This window comes from Hyphomicrobium sp. CS1GBMeth3, from assembly GCF_900117455.1.
Taxonomy (GTDB): domain Bacteria; phylum Pseudomonadota; class Alphaproteobacteria; order Rhizobiales; family Hyphomicrobiaceae; genus Hyphomicrobium_C.
In genome coordinates, this window is sequence record NZ_FPHO01000002.1 from 1,118,139 (window position 1) to 1,137,468 (window position 19,330).

General features: G+C 62.2%; 21 protein-coding genes. 6 read left to right on the plus strand and 15 right to left on the minus strand.

Annotated features, from left to right (window positions below):
• Positions 1–5: 5 nt before the first annotated feature.
• Genes CS1GBM3_RS05430 through CS1GBM3_RS05460 form a run of 7 tightly spaced genes read right to left on the minus strand, consistent with a single transcriptional unit; the run spans position 6 to position 4,917 of the window.
• The gene (locus tag CS1GBM3_RS05430) at positions 6–686 is read right to left on the minus strand and encodes an amino acid kinase family protein (protein ID WP_072392428.1); all 681 of its coding nucleotides are present in this window, start codon (positions 684–686) and stop codon (positions 6–8) included.
• Positions 683–1,108, minus strand: coding sequence for a dihydroneopterin aldolase (locus tag CS1GBM3_RS05435; protein ID WP_072392431.1), 426 nt, complete (start codon positions 1,106–1,108; stop codon positions 683–685). Before CS1GBM3_RS05435 ends, CS1GBM3_RS05430 begins: the two co-directional genes overlap by 4 nt.
• The gene (locus tag CS1GBM3_RS05440) at positions 1,105–1,872 is read right to left on the minus strand and encodes a (5-formylfuran-3-yl)methyl phosphate synthase (protein WP_083567103.1); all 768 of its coding nucleotides are present in this window, start codon (positions 1,870–1,872) and stop codon (positions 1,105–1,107) included. Before CS1GBM3_RS05440 ends, CS1GBM3_RS05435 begins: the two co-directional genes overlap by 4 nt.
• Before the next feature lie 10 nt (positions 1,873–1,882).
• Positions 1,883–2,635, minus strand: coding sequence for an ABC transporter ATP-binding protein (locus CS1GBM3_RS05445; RefSeq protein WP_072392434.1), 753 nt, complete (start codon positions 2,633–2,635; stop codon positions 1,883–1,885).
• Entirely contained in the window at positions 2,623–3,411 is a 789-nt protein-coding gene (locus CS1GBM3_RS05450; protein WP_083567108.1) for an ABC transporter permease, read from the minus strand. Before CS1GBM3_RS05450 ends, CS1GBM3_RS05445 begins: the two co-directional genes overlap by 13 nt.
• A complete protein-coding gene (locus CS1GBM3_RS05455; RefSeq protein ID WP_072392437.1) occupies positions 3,398–4,387 on the minus strand; it encodes an ABC transporter substrate-binding protein in 990 nt (329 codons plus the stop codon). The genes CS1GBM3_RS05450 and CS1GBM3_RS05455 overlap by 14 nt, the downstream gene beginning before the upstream one ends.
• The gene (locus tag CS1GBM3_RS05460) at positions 4,384–4,917 is read right to left on the minus strand and encodes a DUF3280 domain-containing protein (protein WP_072392440.1); all 534 of its coding nucleotides are present in this window, start codon (positions 4,915–4,917) and stop codon (positions 4,384–4,386) included. Before CS1GBM3_RS05460 ends, CS1GBM3_RS05455 begins: the two co-directional genes overlap by 4 nt.
• Positions 4,918–5,361: 444 nt before the next feature.
• On the opposite strand from CS1GBM3_RS05460, the gene CS1GBM3_RS05465 reads away from it, so the two are divergent.
• The 5 genes from CS1GBM3_RS05465 (at position 5,362) to CS1GBM3_RS05485 (ending at position 10,366) form a co-directional block, all read left to right on the plus strand.
• Positions 5,362–6,492 (plus strand): ABC transporter substrate-binding protein, encoded by a 1,131-nt coding sequence (locus CS1GBM3_RS05465; RefSeq protein WP_139247800.1) that lies wholly within the window; start codon positions 5,362–5,364, stop codon positions 6,490–6,492.
• Between the two features lie 93 nt (positions 6,493–6,585).
• Positions 6,586–7,515, plus strand: coding sequence for a PQQ-dependent catabolism-associated beta-propeller protein (locus CS1GBM3_RS05470; RefSeq protein WP_083567113.1), 930 nt, complete (start codon positions 6,586–6,588; stop codon positions 7,513–7,515).
• A gap of 229 nt (positions 7,516–7,744) precedes the next feature.
• Positions 7,745–8,518: an ABC transporter ATP-binding protein gene (locus tag CS1GBM3_RS05475; RefSeq protein WP_072392446.1), complete on the plus strand. Its 774-nt coding sequence runs from the start codon at positions 7,745–7,747 to the stop codon at positions 8,516–8,518.
• Positions 8,515–9,606, plus strand: coding sequence for an ABC transporter permease (locus CS1GBM3_RS05480; protein ID WP_072392448.1), 1,092 nt, complete (start codon positions 8,515–8,517; stop codon positions 9,604–9,606). Before CS1GBM3_RS05475 ends, CS1GBM3_RS05480 begins: the two co-directional genes overlap by 4 nt.
• Positions 9,607–9,658: 52 nt before the next feature.
• The gene (locus CS1GBM3_RS05485; protein WP_072392450.1) at positions 9,659–10,366 is read left to right on the plus strand and encodes a hypothetical protein; all 708 of its coding nucleotides are present in this window, start codon (positions 9,659–9,661) and stop codon (positions 10,364–10,366) included.
• 51 nt (positions 10,367–10,417) lie between these two features.
• Here CS1GBM3_RS05485 and CS1GBM3_RS05490 read toward each other — a convergent pair whose 3' ends face one another.
• From CS1GBM3_RS05490 to CS1GBM3_RS05505, 4 genes are all read right to left on the minus strand, one after another.
• Entirely contained in the window at positions 10,418–10,981 is a 564-nt protein-coding gene (locus CS1GBM3_RS05490) for a PQQ-dependent catabolism-associated CXXCW motif protein (protein ID WP_083567118.1), read from the minus strand.
• Between the two features lie 170 nt (positions 10,982–11,151).
• A complete protein-coding gene (locus CS1GBM3_RS05495; RefSeq protein WP_072392452.1) occupies positions 11,152–12,015 on the minus strand; it encodes a substrate-binding domain-containing protein in 864 nt (287 codons plus the stop codon).
• 50 nt (positions 12,016–12,065) lie between these two features.
• Positions 12,066–12,722, minus strand: coding sequence for a c-type cytochrome, methanol metabolism-related (locus CS1GBM3_RS05500; protein WP_244534557.1), 657 nt, complete (start codon positions 12,720–12,722; stop codon positions 12,066–12,068).
• Positions 12,723–12,944: 222 nt separating this feature from the next.
• Positions 12,945–14,768, minus strand: a complete 1,824-nt coding sequence (locus CS1GBM3_RS05505; RefSeq protein WP_072392454.1) for a methanol/ethanol family PQQ-dependent dehydrogenase — start codon at positions 14,766–14,768, stop codon at positions 12,945–12,947.
• Positions 14,769–15,510: 742 nt separating this feature from the next.
• Here CS1GBM3_RS05505 and CS1GBM3_RS05510 point away from each other — a divergent pair.
• On the plus strand, positions 15,511–16,344 hold the full coding sequence (locus tag CS1GBM3_RS05510; protein ID WP_072392456.1) for a quinoprotein dehydrogenase-associated SoxYZ-like carrier: 834 nt from the start codon (positions 15,511–15,513) through the stop codon (positions 16,342–16,344).
• A gap of 96 nt (positions 16,345–16,440) precedes the next feature.
• On the opposite strand, the gene CS1GBM3_RS05515 is transcribed toward CS1GBM3_RS05510, so the two are convergent.
• The 4 genes from CS1GBM3_RS05515 to CS1GBM3_RS05530 form a co-directional block, all read right to left on the minus strand.
• Entirely contained in the window at positions 16,441–16,821 is a 381-nt protein-coding gene (locus tag CS1GBM3_RS05515; RefSeq protein WP_072392458.1) for a hypothetical protein, read from the minus strand.
• Positions 16,818–17,501: a hypothetical protein gene (locus CS1GBM3_RS05520; protein ID WP_072392460.1), complete on the minus strand. Its 684-nt coding sequence runs from the start codon at positions 17,499–17,501 to the stop codon at positions 16,818–16,820. The genes CS1GBM3_RS05515 and CS1GBM3_RS05520 overlap by 4 nt, the downstream gene beginning before the upstream one ends.
• Positions 17,502–17,674: 173 nt before the next feature.
• The gene (locus tag CS1GBM3_RS05525) at positions 17,675–18,613 is read right to left on the minus strand and encodes a YVTN family beta-propeller repeat protein (protein ID WP_072392462.1); all 939 of its coding nucleotides are present in this window, start codon (positions 18,611–18,613) and stop codon (positions 17,675–17,677) included.
• A gap of 71 nt (positions 18,614–18,684) precedes the next feature.
• Positions 18,685–19,212, minus strand: coding sequence for an SRPBCC family protein (locus tag CS1GBM3_RS05530; protein WP_072392464.1), 528 nt, complete (start codon positions 19,210–19,212; stop codon positions 18,685–18,687).
• Between the last annotated feature and the right edge of the window lie 118 nt (positions 19,213–19,330).

The window sequence follows — 19,330 nt, forward strand, 5'->3', positions numbered from 1 at the left end:
GCCTATTAACGCGTTCTTGCGACGGTCCTATCGCGCGCCGCGGCCCGCGGCGCCGCTCTCGCCGCGCGGCGACGGCGTGGCGCCGTCCCACGCGCGGGGCGGGACGCCACATCCAGCATGTCGCTTAGCACACCATCGTCAGCGGGGCCGAGCACCCGCCAGGCGAGATCCGCCCGCTCGACGATAACGGGGAACACCGGATCGACGATGCCTTGCCGCGCCAGGGTCTTTGCGGACATCGTGCGCCGGACGGTGCACGATTTGACGAGCACCAGCTCGACGTCGCCCAGCCGCTCTGCGAGGCGGGCAGCGAGGCCGTCGGAGGTGATCGACCAATCGCGCGGAATGCGGCGATCCCCGGCGCATAAGGCCGCCGGCAGCCAGATCGGGATGCGCCGACGATGCCACGCGCGTGCGATGCCGACCAGCGTCTCGGCTCCCACGAGCCGCGGCTCGAGCGCCAGCATGGCGTCCGCCATCTGGTGCATGGACAGCAGCGCCATGTCGTGCGCGGCCTCATCGGAGAAACCGAGAGCGCGCTGCGTGTCGCGCACGGCGTCTGCGAACACGCCACCTCCCGGCACCACGACGACGGCGCGGCGCGCCCTGGCCACGAGAGCCAAGAGCGTGCGCAAGCGCCCGCTCTCCACCAGACTGCCCCCCAGTTTGAGGACGACCGGCGTCACGGGAGCGCGCCTCCACGGGCTCGGAAGATCTCGACGCCGCGCACCGGTCCGCGCTCGAGCTTCTCGATACGGACCCGAAGCGCGTCTATGCGTGTGTCGGCGAGGCACTGCTCGGCGATGGCTTCGGCAAAGGTCTCGATCAGATTGATGTGGCCGCTGGCGGTGATCGCGTTCACGGCGTCGATGATGTCGGTGTAGGAGGGAACCGTATCCATGTCGTCGCGCGCAGCGCGCACGTGCGGCGCCAAATACGCGTCAACGCTGAGACGCACCCTCTGCGTGACGCCCTTCTCCTCGGCATAAACGCCGATATTGCAGTCGATTACCCAGTCCTTGATGAAGATGCAATCGTGGCCGTAGTCGGCTCCTGCCTTCGCGGTCGAAGGCGCATCGCCGGGGCGCGTGGTCGTCGCCGTGCTCATGACGTGGCTTCCAGCTCTAATTGCGTTGGTGTGCGATGCTCATCCGCCTCACCAGCGCGCGGAATGGCGCGGCGAACGGCTGCGAGCGCGGATGCCTCGAGCGTGTCCGTGCGGCTTGCGCCGCGGCAGAGGGCGCCGCGAAAGCCCAGCACATCCGGCGCGAGTGCGAGCAGCTCCGAAATCTGAGCAAGGCGCAGCGAACCGGCGAGCCCGGCATACAAACTAACGTTGTGCGCTTCCGTGATGAAGGCGCTGAGTGTCGCGCGATCGCAATGATCGAGCAGTGTGCGGCCGTCCTTATGCGCGGTGTCGAGCATCACGCCGGAGAAACCTGCTTCGCCCAGCGCCGACACCAACGAGAGATCGAGTGCAGCATCTGCCATCAGCACAGCAACGAGCGCCGTCTGCCCGGCGATGTGGTGCCCCAGATGCCGGATAGTTGCATGAGCGTCGCCGTCCGGAAACAAACCGACCTTGACGATGTCGCAGCCGGTGGCGGCCATGGCGCGCGCCGCCTCAAGGACGGGCTCCGGCTCGGCGGCAAGATCACCGATGGTGGCGCTAATAGGCACATGGCGCGGGACCGCGGCACGAATGCGCGCCACATCTGCGTGCGGCAGCGCACCCAGCGCGCCCGCGGACGGATTTTTGCAATCGATGATGTCGGCGCCGCCTTGGAACGCCAGGCGCGCTTCGCCCTCGGACGTCACGCTTGCCAAAAGGCGGACGAACCGATGCGTCCCCATCGTAGTGCCGGTCGTCATGTCGGGGGGCTCACGCCTCGTGGAAGATGCGCCTTTGCTCAGCCAGCACGGCGTCCCGGTCGGTCCGCTCGGAGGGCGAGAGGCGCACGGCCTCATCCTGGCTGATAGTCGCATTTGCGCCCGACATGCGCAAGATACGGGTGCCCAGCATGACCGCCTCGGTGCGATCATGGGTAATGAAGATCACCGTGGTCGGACGCCTGTTCCAGAGGCCGATCAGAAGCTCGCGCAGAGATTGGGCCGTCGGATCGTCGAGCGAAACGAAGGGCTCGTCCATCAACAGCACATCGGGCTCGGTGATGAAGCCGCGGGCCAGCGCCGCGCGGCGCTGCATGCCGAGCGAGAGCCTCTCCGGATACTGCGACGCAAAGCCCTCGAGGCCAACCTGTCGCAGCATCTCGTCGATGCGCGCATGACGAGGATCGCCGTCGGGCAGCGCAAGCGCAATGTTCTCGTAGACGGTGCGCCAGGGCAGAAGGCGCGGCGACTGGAAAACATAGCCGAGCTTCGTGTCCGGCCCTCCGAGCACGATCTCGCCCTCGTAGTCGCTGTCGAGACCCGCGATGATATTCAGAAGCGTGGACTTGCCGCAGCCCGATGGCCCCGTGATGACGACGAACGAGCGCGGATCGATGTCGATCGCAATATCCTTCAGCACAGACTGCGCGGGACGATCGCCGACGGCGGGGAACACCTTCTTCGCGACGCGGACCTTGAGGCCCCCAGTCGCGGTGCCGCTCGCGCGCTCTGCTACCTCCGCCATCGGTTCACCCGTGCCGCGATCGGCTGCAAAATACCGAACTCGATCAATTGGACGACGGCGATAAAGGCCAGCGCATAGGCCAGGATCATGGAGACGTCGAACATGTGGAAATAGGTGCCGAGCTGGAAGCCCACGCCATCGGAACGGCCCAGCAGCTCGACGACGAGCACGATCTTCCAGACCAGCGACAGGCCGGTGCGGGCGGACGCAAGGAAATATGGCGAGAGCTGCGGCAGCGTGACATGGCGAAGCGTCTTCCACCAGCCGAAGCGGTACATGTGCGCCATCTCGGCGAGATCGCGTGACAGCGCGCGCGCGCCCTCGCGCACGGTTACGGCGACGTTCGGCAGCTTGTTCACGGCAACGGCTATGATTGCCGCAGCCTCTGTGCGGCCGAACCACACGTAGCACAGGATGATGATGACGAGTGCGGGCAGGTTCAGGAACAGGACAAGCCAGCTGTCGAAGAACTGATCTATGCGCCCGTTGCGACCCATGACAATGCCGATCGCCGAGCCGATGGACATGGCGAAGATGAAGGCGATGGCGACGCGGAAGAGCGTCATGCCGATGTGATACATCAACTCGCCGCTCGCGAACTCGCGACCCATGGCCGCGAAGACAACGGTCGGGGCGGGCAGATGCCTATGTTGGATGACGAGCGCCAGCACCTCCCAGAACAACAGGAAGGCCAAGATCGATCCGACGCCCCAGGCGACACGGATATGCCAGGGTTGATCGGAACTGGCGCGGACTGCTGGGCTATATCGCTGCATCGTGGAACAGCTTCGCATCGAATTCGGTGCCGTGGCCCATCAACTCCGCGTCACCCGCGGCAACCAGCACCTCCATGAGCTTCTGCGCCGAAGCAAGCTCGGCCGGTCCCCAGGGGTTTGGAATGCCGGAACGATAGGCGGCGATGATGGCGAGGAACTCCTCGTCAGTCGCGGGCTTCACGAGCGGGCGCAGACGCTCCCACGCCGCGTCATCTTTCGCGAGCACCGCATTTGCCTCGCCCACGATCTTGAGCAGCGTCGCGACCTCCGCGCCATTGGAGGCTTCGTAGTCTTCCTTCCAGATGAAGCCCACGAGCGCGGGCACCGGGTCAATGCCCAAGTTCTTCATGATTTCGCTGACGGTCAGAATCTCGTGGAACCCGCTGCCCGTGAGGCGAGCAGAATAGGTCCAGAAATTGAGAACAGCGTCGACGCGGCCGGAGCGGATCTCCTCGGCGAGGAGCGGCGCGGCACCGAACGTCGGGCGCGCGTACTGGGCCATGTCGCGTCCAAGCGCTTTCTTGGAATAGGCGCGAAGCAGGAGCCAGCTCTTGTCGATAGCCGAGCCGGCGACGCCCAGCGTCCGCCCTTCGAGCCCGCCGATGTCCTTGATGGCGCTGTCCGCCGGCACGACAAGCGAACCAAGTGCCGAGGAATAGGGCGAAAACTTCAGCTTCTCTCCAAGCGCGCGCTGACGCATCGCCCATGTCCAGTCGGACACGATGACGTCCGCACCACCGGCCAAAAGCGCGATAGGACCTGCCTGATTGGAGGCCACCTCGACGACCTCGAACTGCAAGCCGGCCTTCTTCTCAAGTTCAAGCGCGCGAATTGTTTCGATGACCCAGGATAGCGAGCCATACTTCACGGATGCCAAGCGCAGCGGAGCCTTGCCAGCACGGACGGGCGCGATCGGCACGGAGGCCGCAACAACGGCTGCGCCCGTTGTGGCCAGAAGCTGACGGCGATCGATCATTTGGACTCGTCCTTCGTCAGCAGCCGGTTCCTCACCAGCCAGCGGACGCCGTGCAGCCAAGATTCATCTGTGTTGCCCTGGATGAGAACGCTCGCATTGTTCACGAGCTTGCTCTCAGCCACGTCGATAATCGCAACCGTCAGGCTCAGGTGCGTTTCCGAGATCTTGTCGATGAGCGCGGTCATGACAAGATCGGCCTTGGCCTTTGCGGCGAGGTCCACCTCGCATCCATTGCATTCGAAGATCGGCTGGGCAGCCTTTATCTCTTCGGAAATGGGTGTGAGATCGACGATTTCATAGCGTCCGCTCTCGGCGAACCGCTTTTCCAGCTCATCGCGGGCCAAACTCAAGCGCTTCTGCTCGTCGGGATTTGGTCCCGACACGCCCCGGAAAAAATCTTCCTCGGAACGCGGCATCGACATATCGATCGGGAAGATTGCCAACTTCGGCGCAGCAGTGGCGATGCTTGGAGCCGCCGCCACCAGTGCCAAAACCGCTGCAAGCCAAGCCGCCACTCGACTTTTCTTCATGTGGTCCTGCCATCCTCCCGAACCTGTTTTTGCTTACTGTATAACGTGTGTTCGATAGATAGCGATTTGCAAGTGCAATGTCCCGGAAGGCCGCCCTCACGGGCTGTAACAAAAGCGAGAGGGCCGCCTGCCACGAACTTGACAATTGGCAATTCGATGCGATGTTCCCAGGGAAGATGTTACAATATACCGGCTCGGTCTTGGCGCTGCTAGGACCGTCCACCGGGAGGAAACGCTATGAGCTTCTCAACTGGGCCGGCATCTCGGCCCGCCCGGTCTGTTTTTTGTCGCCTGCGTGGTGTTTTCCTTAGGGAAACTTCCCTTCTTGCCGCGCTAACCGTAGGGATTGCCCTGCCTCTGACCGCAATTGCCGGCGAGGGCGCGCCCGCACCGGCAGCGCCCCCTGCCGCACCGGCGAACGCCCTTGCCGCGGGCGATGAGGCAATGCTGAAGATCCGACTACTGATGGCGAGGGAAATTCGCGAGGATCGCCTGCCGCCCCTGTCGCTACTCGACATTCCGCCGGACGACGACGGCGTTGCCGGCGCGAAACTCGCGATCTCGGATAACAATACTACTGGGCGCTTCCTGAAACAGGAATTCAGTCTGGACACATTCGACAGCGCGAACCCCGATGAGCTCGTTTCGGAGATCACGAAGCGCGTTGACGGCGGCGTTCCGTTTGTTGTCGTCGATGCCAGCCCGCAGACCTTGCTCAAGATCGCCGATGCGCTGAAGGCCAAAGACGCCTTGGTGTTCAACACCTCAGCGCCGGACGAGGTGCTGCGCGAAGAAGAGTGCCGGGTCAATGTCAAGCACACGGCGCCGTCGCGCACCATGCTGACCGACGCACTCGGTCAATACCTGGCATGGAAGCAGTGGCGCAACTGGGTGCTCGTCGTCGGTCAAACACCGGAGGACAAGCTTTACGCCGATGCCATCAGGCGCACCGCGAAGCGCTTCGGGCACAAGATCGTCGATGAGCGTGTGTTTGACTATGATCCCGGCAGTCGGCGGGCCGATGGCGGCTTCGAGCAGATCCAGCAGCAGATACCGAGCTTCATGCAGGGACTCCCTGAGCATGACGTCGTCGTCGTTGCAGACGAAGGCGAGCTGTTCGGCGACTATTTCCCTTATCGGACTTGGATCTCGCGGCCGGTGGTCGGCACAGCGGGCCTGTTTGCAACGCCCTGGCATCCGGCCACCGAGCTCTGGGGCGGCACGCAGTTTCAAAACCGCTTCAAGAGACTCGCCAAGCGCAATATGCGGCCGCTCGACTATAATGCCTGGGCAGCAGTACGCTCCGTGGGCGAGGCCGCGACACGCAAGAACACGGCCGATACCAAGACGCTCATCGGCTATATGCGCTCACCCGAATTCGAGCTTGCGGCCTTCAAGGGTCAGAAGGTCACCTACCGCACCTGGAATGGACAGCTTCGCCAGCCCATTATCGTGGCGACCGACAAGCTTCACGTCACGGTATCGCCTCAACCAGGTTTCCTTCACCAGTTAACCGAGCTCGACACACTGGGAACGGACCAGCCTGAGAGCAAGTGCACAGCCTATAAAAACTAACTAAAAAAGAACTCGAGCGAACGACCAAGGAGCTTCGACGTGACAAGACAACGGCATGGCCTCGCAATTGCTTTGGCCGCTTCCCTGCTGGCAATGAGCGCTTCGAGCGCCTCAGCCTATCGGGTGTTCGTCTCGAACGAAAAGGAAAACACGATCTCGGTCATCGACAGCGAGAAGCTCGAGGTGATCCACACCATCAATACGGGGATGCGTCCACGGGGCATCATCCTTGCCAACGAAGGCAAGTGGGTGATCGTGTGCGCCAGCGACGATAACAAGATGCAGGTGTTCAGCACCGAGACCTTCGAGCACATCAAGGATCTGCCGTCGGGCCCCGATCCCGAGCTTCCGATCCTGCACATCTCCGGCAACCCGCTTTACGTGTCGAACGAGGACGACAACCTCGTCACCGTCGTCGACATCTTCAAGGGCACGATCATCACGGACGTTCCGGTCGGCGTCGAGCCGGAGGGTATGGGCATGAGCCCGGACGGGAAGATCCTCGTCAACACGTCCGAAACGACCAACATGGCGCACTTCATCGATGCGCACAGCTTCAAGAACATCGACAACGTGCTGGTCGACAACCGGCCACGCGTTGCCGAGTTCACGCCGGACGGCAAGCAAGTGTGGGTCAGCGCCGAGATCGGTGGCACGGTGACCGTTATCGAGACGGACACGCGCAAGGTTCTGGGCAAGGTAACGTTCGAGATCCAGGGCATCAACAAGGATGCCATCCAGCCCGTGGGCGTGCGCATCACGAAAGACGGCAAGAGGGCCTTCGTCGCACTTGGGCCGGCCAATCGCGTAGCGGTCGTCAACGTGGAGACGCGCGAGGTGGAGAAGTATCTTCTGGTCGGGCAGCGTGTCTGGAACCTCGGCTTTACGCCCGATGAGAAGCTCCTATTCACCACCAACGGCACTTCGAACGACGTCTCCGTCATCGACGTTGAATCGCTGCGCGTGACGAAATCGATCAAAGTCGGGCGTTATCCCTGGGGTGTGGTTTCAGCCCCGTTCTAAGCTGGGAGGCGGAGCCGGCGCCTCCGCCTTGCCCGACGGTAAATCTCGGAGAGGATCATGGCGGCTGCTCGCCGGAGCGTAGTTTGGGACTATTCCATCGTCATTGGGAAAGCTTGCTCCCCCAAGTGCAAGTCGACTGGCAAAGGCGAGTGCGCGATAGTCGGGCCGCGCTTCTTCAACGATGGACCTCCAGCCGCCGCGATCTCGACGAAAAGGATTTGACCGGACAGTGAGCGACGCCACCGAAAATTCGCACCCTGACGCACTCGTTGTCGAAGGCGTGAGCCATAGCTTTGGCGAGAAGCGCGTGCTCGACAACGTTTCGCTGACCGTGCCGCGCGGAACGTTCGGCGTTCTGCTCGGCCTCAACGGCGCGGGCAAGTCGACGCTGTTCTCGCTGGTCACGCGTCTCTACGACAACGTCTCCGGAGAGATCCGTATCCTCGGCAACGATGTTCGCCGCCGGCCGGGTGCAGCCTTGCAACGGCTCGGCGTCGTGTTCCAATCGAAGACGCTCGACGGCGATCTGTCGCTGCAGCAAAACCTGCTTTATCACGCGGCCCTGCATGGCATCGGCACGCGAGAGGCGAAGCGACGGGCCGCGGACGCACTCACGACGGTCGGGCTCGCTGACCGTGCCCATGACAAAGTGCGAAACCTTTCGGGCGGCCAGGCGCGGCGCGTCGAAATCGCCCGCTCGCTTCTCCATAAGCCCGGCTGTCTGCTGCTCGACGAACCGACGGTCGGCCTCGACATCGGCTCGCGCGAAAGCGTTATCGGCATCGTGCGCGGGCTCGTGCAGCGACAAGGGCTTGGCGTGCTTTGGGCCACGCACCTCATCGACGAGATCGCCGAGACCGACCTGATCTTCGTGTTGCACAAGGGCAAGGTGCTGTTCTCGGGCCATCTGCCCGGATTTCTGGCTGAGACGGGAGCCATCACGCCTCGCGACGCGTTTCGTATTCTCACAGGGCCCGCATCGGCCGAAGAGGAGGCCGCATGAACGTCGATATCGTGCACTCCGATGCTACGCCACAATCGACTTCGGGTGCCGACGCCGCGCCGCGCCGGCTGGGCCTGCTCGCCTACTTCTACTGCTTCCGCGGCATCGTCTGGCGCGAGGTGCTGCGCTTTCTGCATCAGCGCGAGCGTTTCTTCTCGGCGCTCGTTCGGCCGCTAGTCTGGCTGTTCATCTTCGCAGCCGGTTTCCGCCAGGTGCTCGGCGTCTCGATCATCCCGCCGTACGAAACCTACGTGCTCTACGAGGTGTATATCGTGCCGGGCCTGCTCGGCATGATCCTCTTGTTCAACGCCATGCAGTCGTCTCTCTCGATGGTTTACGATCGCGAGACCGGCGCCATGCGCACGCTGCTCGTCAGCCCCTTCCCGCGTTCCTTCCTGCTTCTGTCGAAGCTGATCGGCGGCGTCGCGGTGGCGGCGATCCAGTCCTACGTCTTCCTCGCCATCTTCTACTTCTGGGAAGCCGACATGCCCGCAACGGCGCATTGGGCGCTGCTTGCGGTACCGGCGCTGCTTATCGTGCTGTTGATGTTCAATGCAGCGACGGATCTCTTCTCGGAGCGCTTCATTCGCCGGGCCATCATTGGCGCGACGGTGATCGAGATCGCGGCCCTCGCCGGTGCGGTCTATTATTGGCGCCTACCGCCGCCGACGATGAATTACTTCACGGTTTTGCCTGCCCTCCTGCTCTCGGGATTGATGCTCGGCTCGCTGTCGCTCTTCATCTCCTCGGTGATCAAGCAGCTCGAGAACTTCGCGGGCGTCATGAACTTCGTCATCTTCCCGATGTTCTTCGCCTCGTCGGCGCTCTATCCGCTGTGGCGCATCCGCGAGAGCAGTCCGCTGCTCCACGACATCTGCCTGTTCAACCCCTTCACGTATGCGGTCGAGCTGATCCGCTTCGCCCTCTATGGGCAGGTGGGGGCTCGTCTTCCCGACGGCTCGGTGGATCTCACCAATCTTTACGTCGTTGCGGCGTATACGGTGCTCTTCCTTGGGGCCGCGGTCTATGCTTATAACCCCTCCAAAGGCTTGATTTCCCGCCGTGGCGGGCCGGGTGGCGCGAGCTAGCCGACGGGATCAAGCAACGCATTCGGCGAACCTGGATAATGCGAGAAGAAACATGACCAGTACCGCTCAACGCCTTTCCTTGCCGATCTTCCTTTCGTGCCTCGTGCTCGGAGCAAGCGCGCTTCATGCCGGCCCCGGCGCGGGTGGCGGCGCGCCCCAAACGACGATCGAGGGCGAAGCGGAGGCCACGCCGCCTCCGATCGACATGACCACCGACTGGCCCTGCGTGCAGCGCAAAGTCGAGTCGATTTCCGCAGCGCAGATCTGGGATGGGCCCCCGATCGAAGGGGTGAAGGGCTGGTTCCGCGAGCCGGGGATTCCTGATCTCATTGAGCTGCTGGCAAGCCGGCGCATCTCGCTCGACGACGCGGAGGCGGCGATCCAGAAATTCGCCAAGGACCAGCCTGAGGACAAGCGCGACGAGAAGCTGACGCTGCTGTTTGCAGGCCTGTTCGATAAGGTCGCCGGTCAGCGGCGTAGCGTGATGAGCGGCATCGAAAAGTATCAGAAGTCGCAGAAAGAGCGCGCCAAGGAGCTTGAGCGCCAGAGCACGGCCATTGTCGAGCTCGAGAAAAAGGTTCCGTCGGGCTCTACGGAAGACCCGCCGAACCTCGCCGACGCGCGTGAGAAATTCAACTGGGCGCAGCGCATCTTCCAGGAGCGGCAGACGAACATCCCGCTGGCGTGCGAAATCCCGGTGCTGATCGAAGAGCATCTCTACGCCGTGACGCGCGCGATCCGCAACAACATGACGAGCTAGAGCGGCCTGCGCGAGATCACCGATCGCGCGCTTGCCGCATAGGCTCCGGGATCAGGGAACCGGTGTTGCCTTCACGAGGTCGAAGCCGGCCTCTTGCCAGGCGTCAGTCCCCTCGGAAAACCAGATCACGTTCTTATAGCCCCACTCCAGCGCGCGCTTGCCGGCGTTCCAGGACATCCAGCAGTCCTTGAGGCAGAAGAACACCACGGGCCGGACCCCGTCGCCGTCCGTGAGTTGCTCGAGGCGAGATTTGAAGTACGTTTCGAACTCCGGCGAGAGCACGCCGTAGCCGACGTTCGGCAGCCAGTGGGCGCCTTCAATCGTCATGTGGGTCGGATCGCGCCAGACGGTGCCGGCAGGAAGATTTGGCGGCTTGGGAGCGCGCGGGAAGACGTCGATAAACACCGCCTCTCGCGCCTTGAGCAGCGCCTCGGCTTCGTCGGCCCCAATTACGCGGGCGCCGGTGAGTGTCTTCGGGACCGGCGATCGGTAATCGTCCGTGCGATAGCCCTCCGGCTCGGGCACGGCGCCCGCATCGATCGCCGTTGCTCCGCTGGCAGCCAGATAGAAGGCCAGCGCGGCCGCCTGACCAAGCCTGCAAATTGCGCGTCTCATTCGCTTGATTACGCTTCCCGCTCATCCAGAATAGCACCGGAGCAGACTGACACGTCTTGCGCGCCGTGCAAACGATCAGGGCCTTTCCGCACCAGTCGCTGTGCGGAAAGGCCCTGTGCTGTGTGTCTCGTGTCTCTCGGAAAACCCAATCCCGATTTTCCGGAAGTCCGCTAGTTCGTACCCTTGGGGTAGCGCGGCTCGGTGATCAACTTGTTGTCCTCGTCGATCAACGGCACACCGTAGTCGAGCAGGATCTTGTCGATCTCACCCTGATGCTTGGCGATGAGATTGTTGATCTCGTGCTTCCATGCCGTCTCGTTGGCGCGCACGCCCATGGTGATGCGGTACTCGAGCCTCGGAAGGCCCTCTCGCTTCACCTCCAGGACTGGCGCAACGTTCAGGGGCTCTCCACCCTGCTTGGCATAGAAGCCGGCGTGGGGACCCCATAGAACGCCAACATCGATCTCGCCGGAGCGCACGTCGTTGATCATGTCCTGCATGGGGTTCTGGTAGCGCGTGTCGACGATGAAGAGAAAGGATTTCGCGGTCGGCATGAGACCGGCTTTCGCCACGTAGTCCGCCGCCGGCGAGCCCGCCTGGATGCCGACTTTCTTGCCCTTGAGCTTGGGATCCAGGATCGAGGTCACGTCCTCAAGGCCCGAACCCGGCTTCGTCACCAGTGCGTAGGTGGTGCGATAGTAGTGGTTGGTGTTGAGCGTGTACTCGTCGGCTTGCACCGTGCCCATGATCAGGTCACAGCGCTTTTCCGTCAGCGTCTTGCGGACAAACCCCAAACCCTGCGGGAACCACGTGTATTCGAGAGGACGCTTGAGGTCCTTGGCAAAGACCTCTGCGATCTTGTTCTCGAAGCCCTCGCCCTTCTCGTTCGAATACGGGAGATTTGACGGGGTGGCGCAGACGCGGAGAACCTGACGGTTCACCGCGTCCGCGAGATGGCCTTCAGCGGCCTCGGCACCGCTCGAGGCGGCTACGAGGCTCATAAGAGCAGTTACGAATACGGCGCGCGTTCTCATCGTTTTTTCTCTCTTATCCAGAGGCAGCCGCCGAAACTGCCGGCTACGCCTTAGTCACCGAGGCAGGAGTCCTCGTACTCGCGAGCCTCCTTGGGCTTTTCGGCCCGCTGGTCAGGGCTCAAACGACCGCCAGGAAGATCTCCGGAGGCGCGCGCTTTGATGTACACGTAGAGATCGTCGATGTAGCACATGACGTTCTTGTTATCGCCGAGCGCCGGCATGATGAACAAGGTGCCGCCAACGTCACGGCGCTGGCCGCTCGAAACGACCTGGAGGAACTTCTCGTAGGTCATGGTCTTCAGCGAATCCGCCAGCGCGGGAGCGAAGGTCGAGCCTTCAGCGTTCGGACCGTGACAGACGTGGCACTCGGCGTGGTAACGGCGCCAGCCGGAATAGGTGTACCAGTCGACCTGCTTAATGGCGTCGCCTTCCTTGACGATGTTGTAGGTCGGCGTGCCGTCCTCCAGCTGCCATTTTCCGTCGACGAGCTCTTTCTTGCCGGACTTGGCAAGCTCGAGCGCCTTAGCGGCCTTGGCCTTTTCTTCGTCGGTTACTTCGGTCGGAGGGGGCTCTTTGCCGGTGCCGACGTCAGCCGGCGGAGCCTCCGCCGGAGGCGGGTCCTGTGCCGCCATAGCAGCCGAGAAGCTCAATGCAACCGCCACGCTGAAGCAGCTCACGGCAAGTAGTCCAGTTTTCAACCTTTTCACGCGCGTCCCCTGTTCCTCAATGCTCTTCCCATAACGTTCGGCGAACCGAAACCACAACCGCATAGTGGGAACTTTGACCTCACAATTCAGTCATTCGTTCCCGCTCAATCTTCAAAAGTTGGTGACGAGCGATTGCTCGGACAACCCACATTGAAGATTACTTTCACGCAATAAACCGGCGCGGGTTTCCCCGCGCCGGCTCAGGCTTTCTTGCTAACCCTATTAGGGCAGTGCGTAGACCGTGAAGGTGCCACCGAGGTCGGTGTAAGCCTTCAGGCCAGCGTAGTTGCCCACGGCGCCGAGGCCGTCGGTCGGCTTATCGAGACCAGCGGCGAGACCGATGCCGGCCCAGCCACCAACACCCGAGAAGATGCCGATGTACTGCTTACCGCCGACCGCGTAGGTCATAGCGTTGCCGATCGAGCCCGAAGGCAGGCGATGCTTGAAGAGCTCAGCACCGTCCTTCGCGTCGCGGCACTTGAAGTAGCCTTCAAGAGTGCCGTGGCAAGCGAGACCGCCAGCCGTGGTCAGGACGCCCGACCAAACCGAGAAGGGCTCGTCATGCTGGTGAACGATCTTACCAGCAACGCCGTCCCAAATCGTGAAGTGGCCAGAGTTCGTCTTGCCCTCAGGCGGGAACATCGACAGCGTCGCGCCAACGTACGGCTGACCCGGCGTGTACGAAACCTTGAACGGCTCGTAGTCCATGCAGACGTTGTTGACCGGCACATAGAACAGGTTGGTCTGCGGCGAGTAAGCTGCAGGCTGCTGATCCTTGAAGCCGAGAGCGGCGGGGCAGACGTTCTTCGTGTTGACGTCCGGACCGTTGAGGAAGGTGGACTTCTCAGCCACGACGGTCGGACGACCGTAGTTGGGCTTCGACTTGTCCATCTCGACGCCGGTCGACCAGTTCAGATCCTCGTCGTAGGGCTGCGCGACGAGCAGCTCGCCGTTCAGACGATCGAGCGTATAGCCGAAGCCGTTACGATCGAAGTGCGTCAGAACCTTGCGCTCCTGGCCGTCGAAGGTCTGCGTCGTGAGGATCGACTCGTTGACGCCGTCATAGTCCCACTCATCGAACGGGGTCATCTGATAGGCCCACGTAGCGATGCCGGTGTCGGGGTTACGAGCGAACAGGGTCATCGACCACTTCTGGTCGATCTGCTTGCCGTCCGGTCCAGCGCGCTGAGCCGGGTTCCAGGTCGAGGGGTTGCCCGTGCCGTAGTAGAGGAGGTCGGCTTCCGGATCGTAAGAGGCATAGCCCCAGGTCGAACCGCCACCGATCTTCCACTGGTCACCGGTCCAGGTCTTAAGCGAGGAGTCCTTGCCGACCGGCTTGCCGAGCGACAGGGTCTTCTCAGGATCGACGAGGATGTCGGCATCCGGACCCATGGAGTAGGCGCGCCAAGCGCGCTTGCCATCGGCCAGGTTGTAAGCCGTCACGTGGCAGCGGACGCCGAACTCGGCGCCGGAGGTGCCCATGATGACCTTGTCTTTGATGATGATGACGAAGCCCGTGTGGGTCTCACCCTTCTTGGGATCGCCGTTGACGGCTTTCCACTTCTCCTTGCCAGTCGCGGCGTCCAGAGCGACGAGCGTGGTGTCGGCCTGGCCGAGGACCAGCGTATCACCAGCGATCTGCACGCCACGGTTGACCGTGTCGCAGCACATGACCGGGATAACGGAGGGGTCCTGCTTCGGAGAGTACTTCCAAAGGATCTTCGGGCCCGACGGGTCCGAGATGTCGAGGGCGAACACGTTGTTTGGGAACGCGGAGTTCAAGTACATCCGGTCGCCAACAACGATGGGCGAGCCCTCGTGACCGCGAAGAACGCCGGTCGAGAACTGCCAAGCAACCTTGAGGTCCTTGACGTTCGAGGTGTTGACTTGGTCGAGTTCCGAGTAACGCCAGCCAGAGTACTGACCCTGCTGCATTGCCCAGTTGTTCGGATCTGACGTCGCCTTCATGACGTCCTCGTTCGCCAAAACCGGCGAACTCAGAGCGGCAGTAGCGAGCAGCCCGCATGCGAGTGCACTTCTGCGCATCGCGCTTCCTCCTTAAAGTTCTTGCCACGCTTGCAAGCGGCAGCGAACGACAGCGTGTCACAGCCCTAATACGGTTTGTCGGGATTTTTCCCTTGTTTTCCGCTGACTTACGATTGGGAACCTCTTGCACTGAGAGTATCCCTGAAGCCATCGCTACCGTGGCTCCCTTTTAGACACTTTCTCGTGAGGTCTGCAAGACAATCCGTGAGACCATTTTTCTTATCTCACCGATAGGACAAGCATTCTGACCCTTTTTTAGGGCCATTCTATCGATGTTTTTTGCGTCGCAATGCAAATTGCTGCGCCGCACGCCTAGATTTTTTCCCTGGCAAGATGTGATGCAGTCCCCTTGTGTTTCTCTTCGTTTTGTGAATAATTTTTGCCCCAAAAATTTTATCATTTTGGCAGAGTTCCCTCCCTAGCCGCTTGAATCTCTGGTTATTTTTCCCGTATTCAACGAGACTAATGCCCGCGACGCTTAATATCGCGCTTTGATGTTTCCGGCGTTCGCGTGCGGGCGAAGATTGCCACGTCCTCAAGGCCTTGCATGGGCCTCGGTACCTTGGCGGAAGTCTATCGTCGCAAACGCCTAAATCCGGCACATTCGGCAACGCGGGGCGGGAAACAATGCCTGATTGGGCGTCGCGGCGTATATAATATGTGCTTCGGACCCGTCGATGGCTTTGCCGGCACTCCTCGACGAGGCACACAAAAACAGCCGGAAAGAAAAAGGAGACGCTCGATGCGTTCCGTCTGGCGGAGGCTCGGCAATTCGCTGCGCCCCATTGGTTTCACTGGTCTTGCACTCGGTGGCCTGCTGGTCCTTGGCTTGGCTGGCCCGCTGACTGCAGCCGAAGACGATGTCTGGCCAGCCCTGGAGCAGGATCTTTTCGGCGGGCGAACGGTGACCGAGGACGCGTCGGCCGTGGCTCTCGAGGCCCCCTATCGCGCCGAGGACGCGGCTCTCGTTCCGCTGACTATTCGCATCCCTGCTGCCACGGCGAAATCGGCCAAGAAGCTCGCGCTCGTCATCGACAAGAACCCGGCACCCCTGGCGGCCGAGTTCCTGTTCGGTCCGGCGGCCGGCGACGGGGAGCGCGTGATCGAAATGCGCGTGCGCGTCGACATGTACTCGAACATTCGCGCCATCGTGGAAACGAATGACGGCAAGCTGCTGATGGCGACGCGTTTCGTGAAAGCCGCCGGCGGCTGCTCTGCGCCAGCGCTCAAAGATACCGATGCGGCGCTTGCCGAAGCCGGCCGGATGCAGATCAAGCATCTTCCCGCGACGGCGGATGCGCGTCGCGAGGGACAGATCAAAATCCGCCATCCGCAGTATTCCGGCCTGCAGCTCAACCAGGCGACGGGCTTTTACATCCCCGCCAAGTTCCTTCGCGTCATCGACGTTTCGCGCGGCGGTGAGCGCATCTTCCGCGTCGAGGGCGGCATTTCGCTGTCGGAGGATCCGTACATCCGCTTCACGTACGCCGGAGGCGGCGACGAGACGCTTGAGGTCACGGCCGAGGATACGGACGGCAAAGTCTTCAAAGGTCACGCCAGCCCGAAAGGCGCGTAAAGCCGCGCTGGCGCAATTCCGGCTCAAGGAAAAGGGCGCTTCGTGAGAGGCGCCCTTTTATATTTCAGCAATGTCCGCAGCGGGCGGGTGTCGCGATCAGAAGCAGCGAACCTCGCCTTCGACCTGCGCGCGCTTCAGGTTTTTCACCTTCTCGAGCATCGGCGGCGCGTACATATAGGCGACGCTCTCACCGCCACGCTGGCGTACCGCCATGATGGTCTCGGCTTCCTCATATTCCTTGTACGGCAGCACTGACGCGATCACGTCGATCGAGCAGGCGCACTTATCGAGCACGTCGCGCGTCTGCCCGTTGACCATCATGCAGCCGTAGATGTAATCGCCGCGCACATTGGTCGGATAGTCGTTGATGAGCTGCGGTTGCGTCTTGGTGTCGGGGCATTCCTCGCCGAACGCCGCAGCACCGGCCACCGCTACCGCCAACCCTGCAAGCGCGAGCAGCTTTGTCAGCTTGTTCATTGCGATTTCTCTCCTGCCAGTCCAACGACCTTGATCTCTTCCTTGAGCTCAGGTCCGGCGGCCTGAGTGCTCACGAAGTTCGACTGGAGGTGAACGAAATAACCCGGCACCTGGTTGCTTACGACAATGGTGAAGGTCGATTTGTGAAAGCCCTGCATCTTCGACGCGCTCACGTCCTCGGCGAAGGGCGCGATGGTGACCTTGTAGGCGTCGACGGATTGTCCGTTGTAATCGGCCTTTACCTCCTCGGCTGTGGCACTGCCCAAAGCCTCGCGGATCTTGTGCTTGAGGTACATCTGGCTTCCGCCCGCCAGCGAGTTAAAGGTGCCGACTGTGCGGTCGAGATACCAGATAAAGAGCGGATTAATTGTGAGGTCGGGCCAGTTCTGCGGATCGCGCGCCTGATCGCCCGTGAATACCTTGAAGACCACGTCCCGCTCACCTTTGCCGCCAACATTGGCGACGCCGAGGCGGATGTCGTCCGCGTAGTTCTTGCCAACGAGACGCTCGTCAGACCCCGTCTTCTCGAAACGGTAGGTGACTTCCTCACCCTTGCTGATGAGATCGAGCTGGCGGCTCTCGAAGAGAATTGGCGCCGCCTTGTGCTCGCTTGCGGCGCTTGCTGCAGCCGGCAACAACACCAAGCCCAGCGCGACGGACGCGCGAATGAACCTCAACATAGTTCGTTTTCCTCCTACGGGGCGCCATTCTAGCAGCCTTCTCGGGAAGTCTTCTAACCTCGGACCCCGCCGCCGGGCAATCTCCCGAACATGAATTCTCGGCAAGGACCGGCGCGGACAGGCAAAAAAAGGGAGAGATTCCGGGCGTATGCTGCCGTTTGGGTCGGGTGGCGTTAGCGCAGGAAGCGGCCGAAGGCCCGGGGGCCGTCGCCGACATCGATGCGGGCCGTGACCTCAAGAGTTGCCGTATCAATTCGCTCGAGCGTGTTGGCTTCCCAGCAGGCCACGTAGACAGCACGGCCGGTGGGATCGGCCTCGATGCCCTCGGGGTACTCGCCGACGTCGATCGTCTTCACGACCGCAAGCGTCTCGAGGTCGAAGACGGTCACTGTGGCTGCATACTGGTCGGTGACGAAGCCGCGTCCGCCCGCCAGAGCCACCGCATAGGGGCGCCGGCCGACCTTTACCGTCCCCACGACCTTGCCCGCTGCAATATCGATCACGCTCACGTCGTCGCTCGCGACGTTGGCCGTGTAAGCGCGCCGCCCCTGGTCATCGACGGTGACCCCGAACGGGCGCTGGCCGACGGCGATGGAGGACATGCGTTGCAGCGTGGCGGCGTCGATCAGCGAGACCTCGTTGCTGTCACGGTCGGCTGTGAGGATCGACGCTCCGTCCGCCGTGACGGCAACGCCGGACGGCGACTGACCGACGTCGACGCTGGCAATTACCTTGCCGGTGCGGGGATCCACGGCGAACAGCTTGTGGGCGTACCAGTCGGCCACGAACACGCGGCCGTCCGAGGGGTGCGCGGCGATGCCGAGCGGCCCCTCCCCGACCTTAAAGCGGGAGACGACTTTCCGCTGGCCGGCATCGACCACGACCAGCTCCTTGCTCTCCGGCGAGGTCAGATAGGCGAAGCCGCCGTCCGGGGCCATGGCAACGCCGGCCGGCTTGCCGCCAACCTTGATCTCCTCGACAGCCGCTCCGGTCGCGAGATCGACAACCGAGAGTGTGTCCCCGGTCTGGTTGGTGACGAAGGCCTCGCGAATCGCTTGCGTTTCAGCCACAGCGCTCGCGAACGCTCCCGCCCATAGCCCGACTGCCAACATAAGAGATGCCAAGTACGGCGACGCTCGCCGCACTTGGCATTCCTGCACTGTCCAGCGCAGGCTCAGCGGCATCAGCCGCCTTCCAGCTTCTTTTTGAGGGCGGCGAGGCCGGTCTGGAACACATCGGTGATGGCTTTCACGGCGGCCTCATCCGAGAGCTCTGGCGGGGGGTCGTTGTTCACGAAGCCGCGGTAGAAGGCGCTGCGCCACTCCACCTTGGACTTGTCCCCGTCAGGCGTAACCGTGATGTGGGCGGAGTAGTTGGTCACCGGGACCACCTTCACATCCACCTCGGTGATCTCATAAGCGAGGCTCTTCTTGGCTGCGTCGTACTTGCTGAGCTTCTCGAAGATCTGTCCGCCGCTCGCGACCGTAAGAGTGCGAGTGGCTCCAACGTCGTTGCCGCCGGTGCCCTCGGTCTTAACGAAAGCTGGATGCCAGCTCATGTCCTGGAAATTGCCGACGACCTCCCACACTTTGTCGGCGGGAGCGTTGATCTCGACCGTCTCCGACACCTTCTGGCGAGTCGGGCCGTGCGCGTCGGCGGCGGCCGGCATCAAAGCCACCAGCGCCAGCAGTGAAGCAAACCATCTAACCATCAGCAGTCCTCCAGGGATTCCTTGGCTTTACGTGCCGCATTTTGCAGCTGGCGCGGGACAATAGGGAAGGTTGGCAACACACGCAATCGATGCGCCTATTCGCCACCCTGCGGCGCAC

Excerpts from the sequence above, each read along its gene's own strand:
- CS1GBM3_RS05435 (WP_072392431.1), bottom strand. The coding sequence starts at position 1,108 with ATGAGCACGGCGACGACCACGCGCCCCGGCGATGCGCCTTCGACCGCG.
- CS1GBM3_RS05440 (WP_083567103.1), bottom strand. The coding sequence starts at position 1,872 with ATGACGACCGGCACTACGATGGGGACGCATCGGTTCGTCCGCCTTTTG.
- CS1GBM3_RS05445 (WP_072392434.1), bottom strand. The coding sequence starts at position 2,635 with ATGGCGGAGGTAGCAGAGCGCGCGAGCGGCACCGCGACTGGGGGCCTC.
- CS1GBM3_RS05450 (WP_083567108.1), bottom strand. The coding sequence starts at position 3,411 with ATGCAGCGATATAGCCCAGCAGTCCGCGCCAGTTCCGATCAACCCTGG.
- CS1GBM3_RS05455 (WP_072392437.1), bottom strand. The coding sequence starts at position 4,387 with ATGATCGATCGCCGTCAGCTTCTGGCCACAACGGGCGCAGCCGTTGTT.
- CS1GBM3_RS05460 (WP_072392440.1), bottom strand. The coding sequence starts at position 4,917 with ATGAAGAAAAGTCGAGTGGCGGCTTGGCTTGCAGCGGTTTTGGCACTG.
- CS1GBM3_RS05465 (WP_139247800.1), top strand. The coding sequence starts at position 5,362 with ATGCTGAAGATCCGACTACTGATGGCGAGGGAAATTCGCGAGGATCGC.
- CS1GBM3_RS05470 (WP_083567113.1), top strand. The coding sequence starts at position 6,586 with ATGAGCGCTTCGAGCGCCTCAGCCTATCGGGTGTTCGTCTCGAACGAA.
- CS1GBM3_RS05480 (WP_072392448.1), top strand. The coding sequence starts at position 8,515 with ATGAACGTCGATATCGTGCACTCCGATGCTACGCCACAATCGACTTCG.
- CS1GBM3_RS05485 (WP_072392450.1), top strand. The coding sequence starts at position 9,659 with ATGACCAGTACCGCTCAACGCCTTTCCTTGCCGATCTTCCTTTCGTGC.
- CS1GBM3_RS05490 (WP_083567118.1), bottom strand. The coding sequence starts at position 10,981 with ATGAGACGCGCAATTTGCAGGCTTGGTCAGGCGGCCGCGCTGGCCTTC.
- CS1GBM3_RS05495 (WP_072392452.1), bottom strand. The coding sequence starts at position 12,015 with ATGAGAACGCGCGCCGTATTCGTAACTGCTCTTATGAGCCTCGTAGCC.
- CS1GBM3_RS05505 (WP_072392454.1), bottom strand. The coding sequence starts at position 14,768 with ATGCGCAGAAGTGCACTCGCATGCGGGCTGCTCGCTACTGCCGCTCTG.
- CS1GBM3_RS05510 (WP_072392456.1), top strand. The coding sequence starts at position 15,511 with ATGCGTTCCGTCTGGCGGAGGCTCGGCAATTCGCTGCGCCCCATTGGT.
- CS1GBM3_RS05515 (WP_072392458.1), bottom strand. The coding sequence starts at position 16,821 with ATGAACAAGCTGACAAAGCTGCTCGCGCTTGCAGGGTTGGCGGTAGCG.
- CS1GBM3_RS05520 (WP_072392460.1), bottom strand. The coding sequence starts at position 17,501 with ATGTTGAGGTTCATTCGCGCGTCCGTCGCGCTGGGCTTGGTGTTGTTG.
- CS1GBM3_RS05525 (WP_072392462.1), bottom strand. The coding sequence starts at position 18,613 with ATGTTGGCAGTCGGGCTATGGGCGGGAGCGTTCGCGAGCGCTGTGGCT.
- CS1GBM3_RS05530 (WP_072392464.1), bottom strand. The coding sequence starts at position 19,212 with ATGGTTAGATGGTTTGCTTCACTGCTGGCGCTGGTGGCTTTGATGCCG.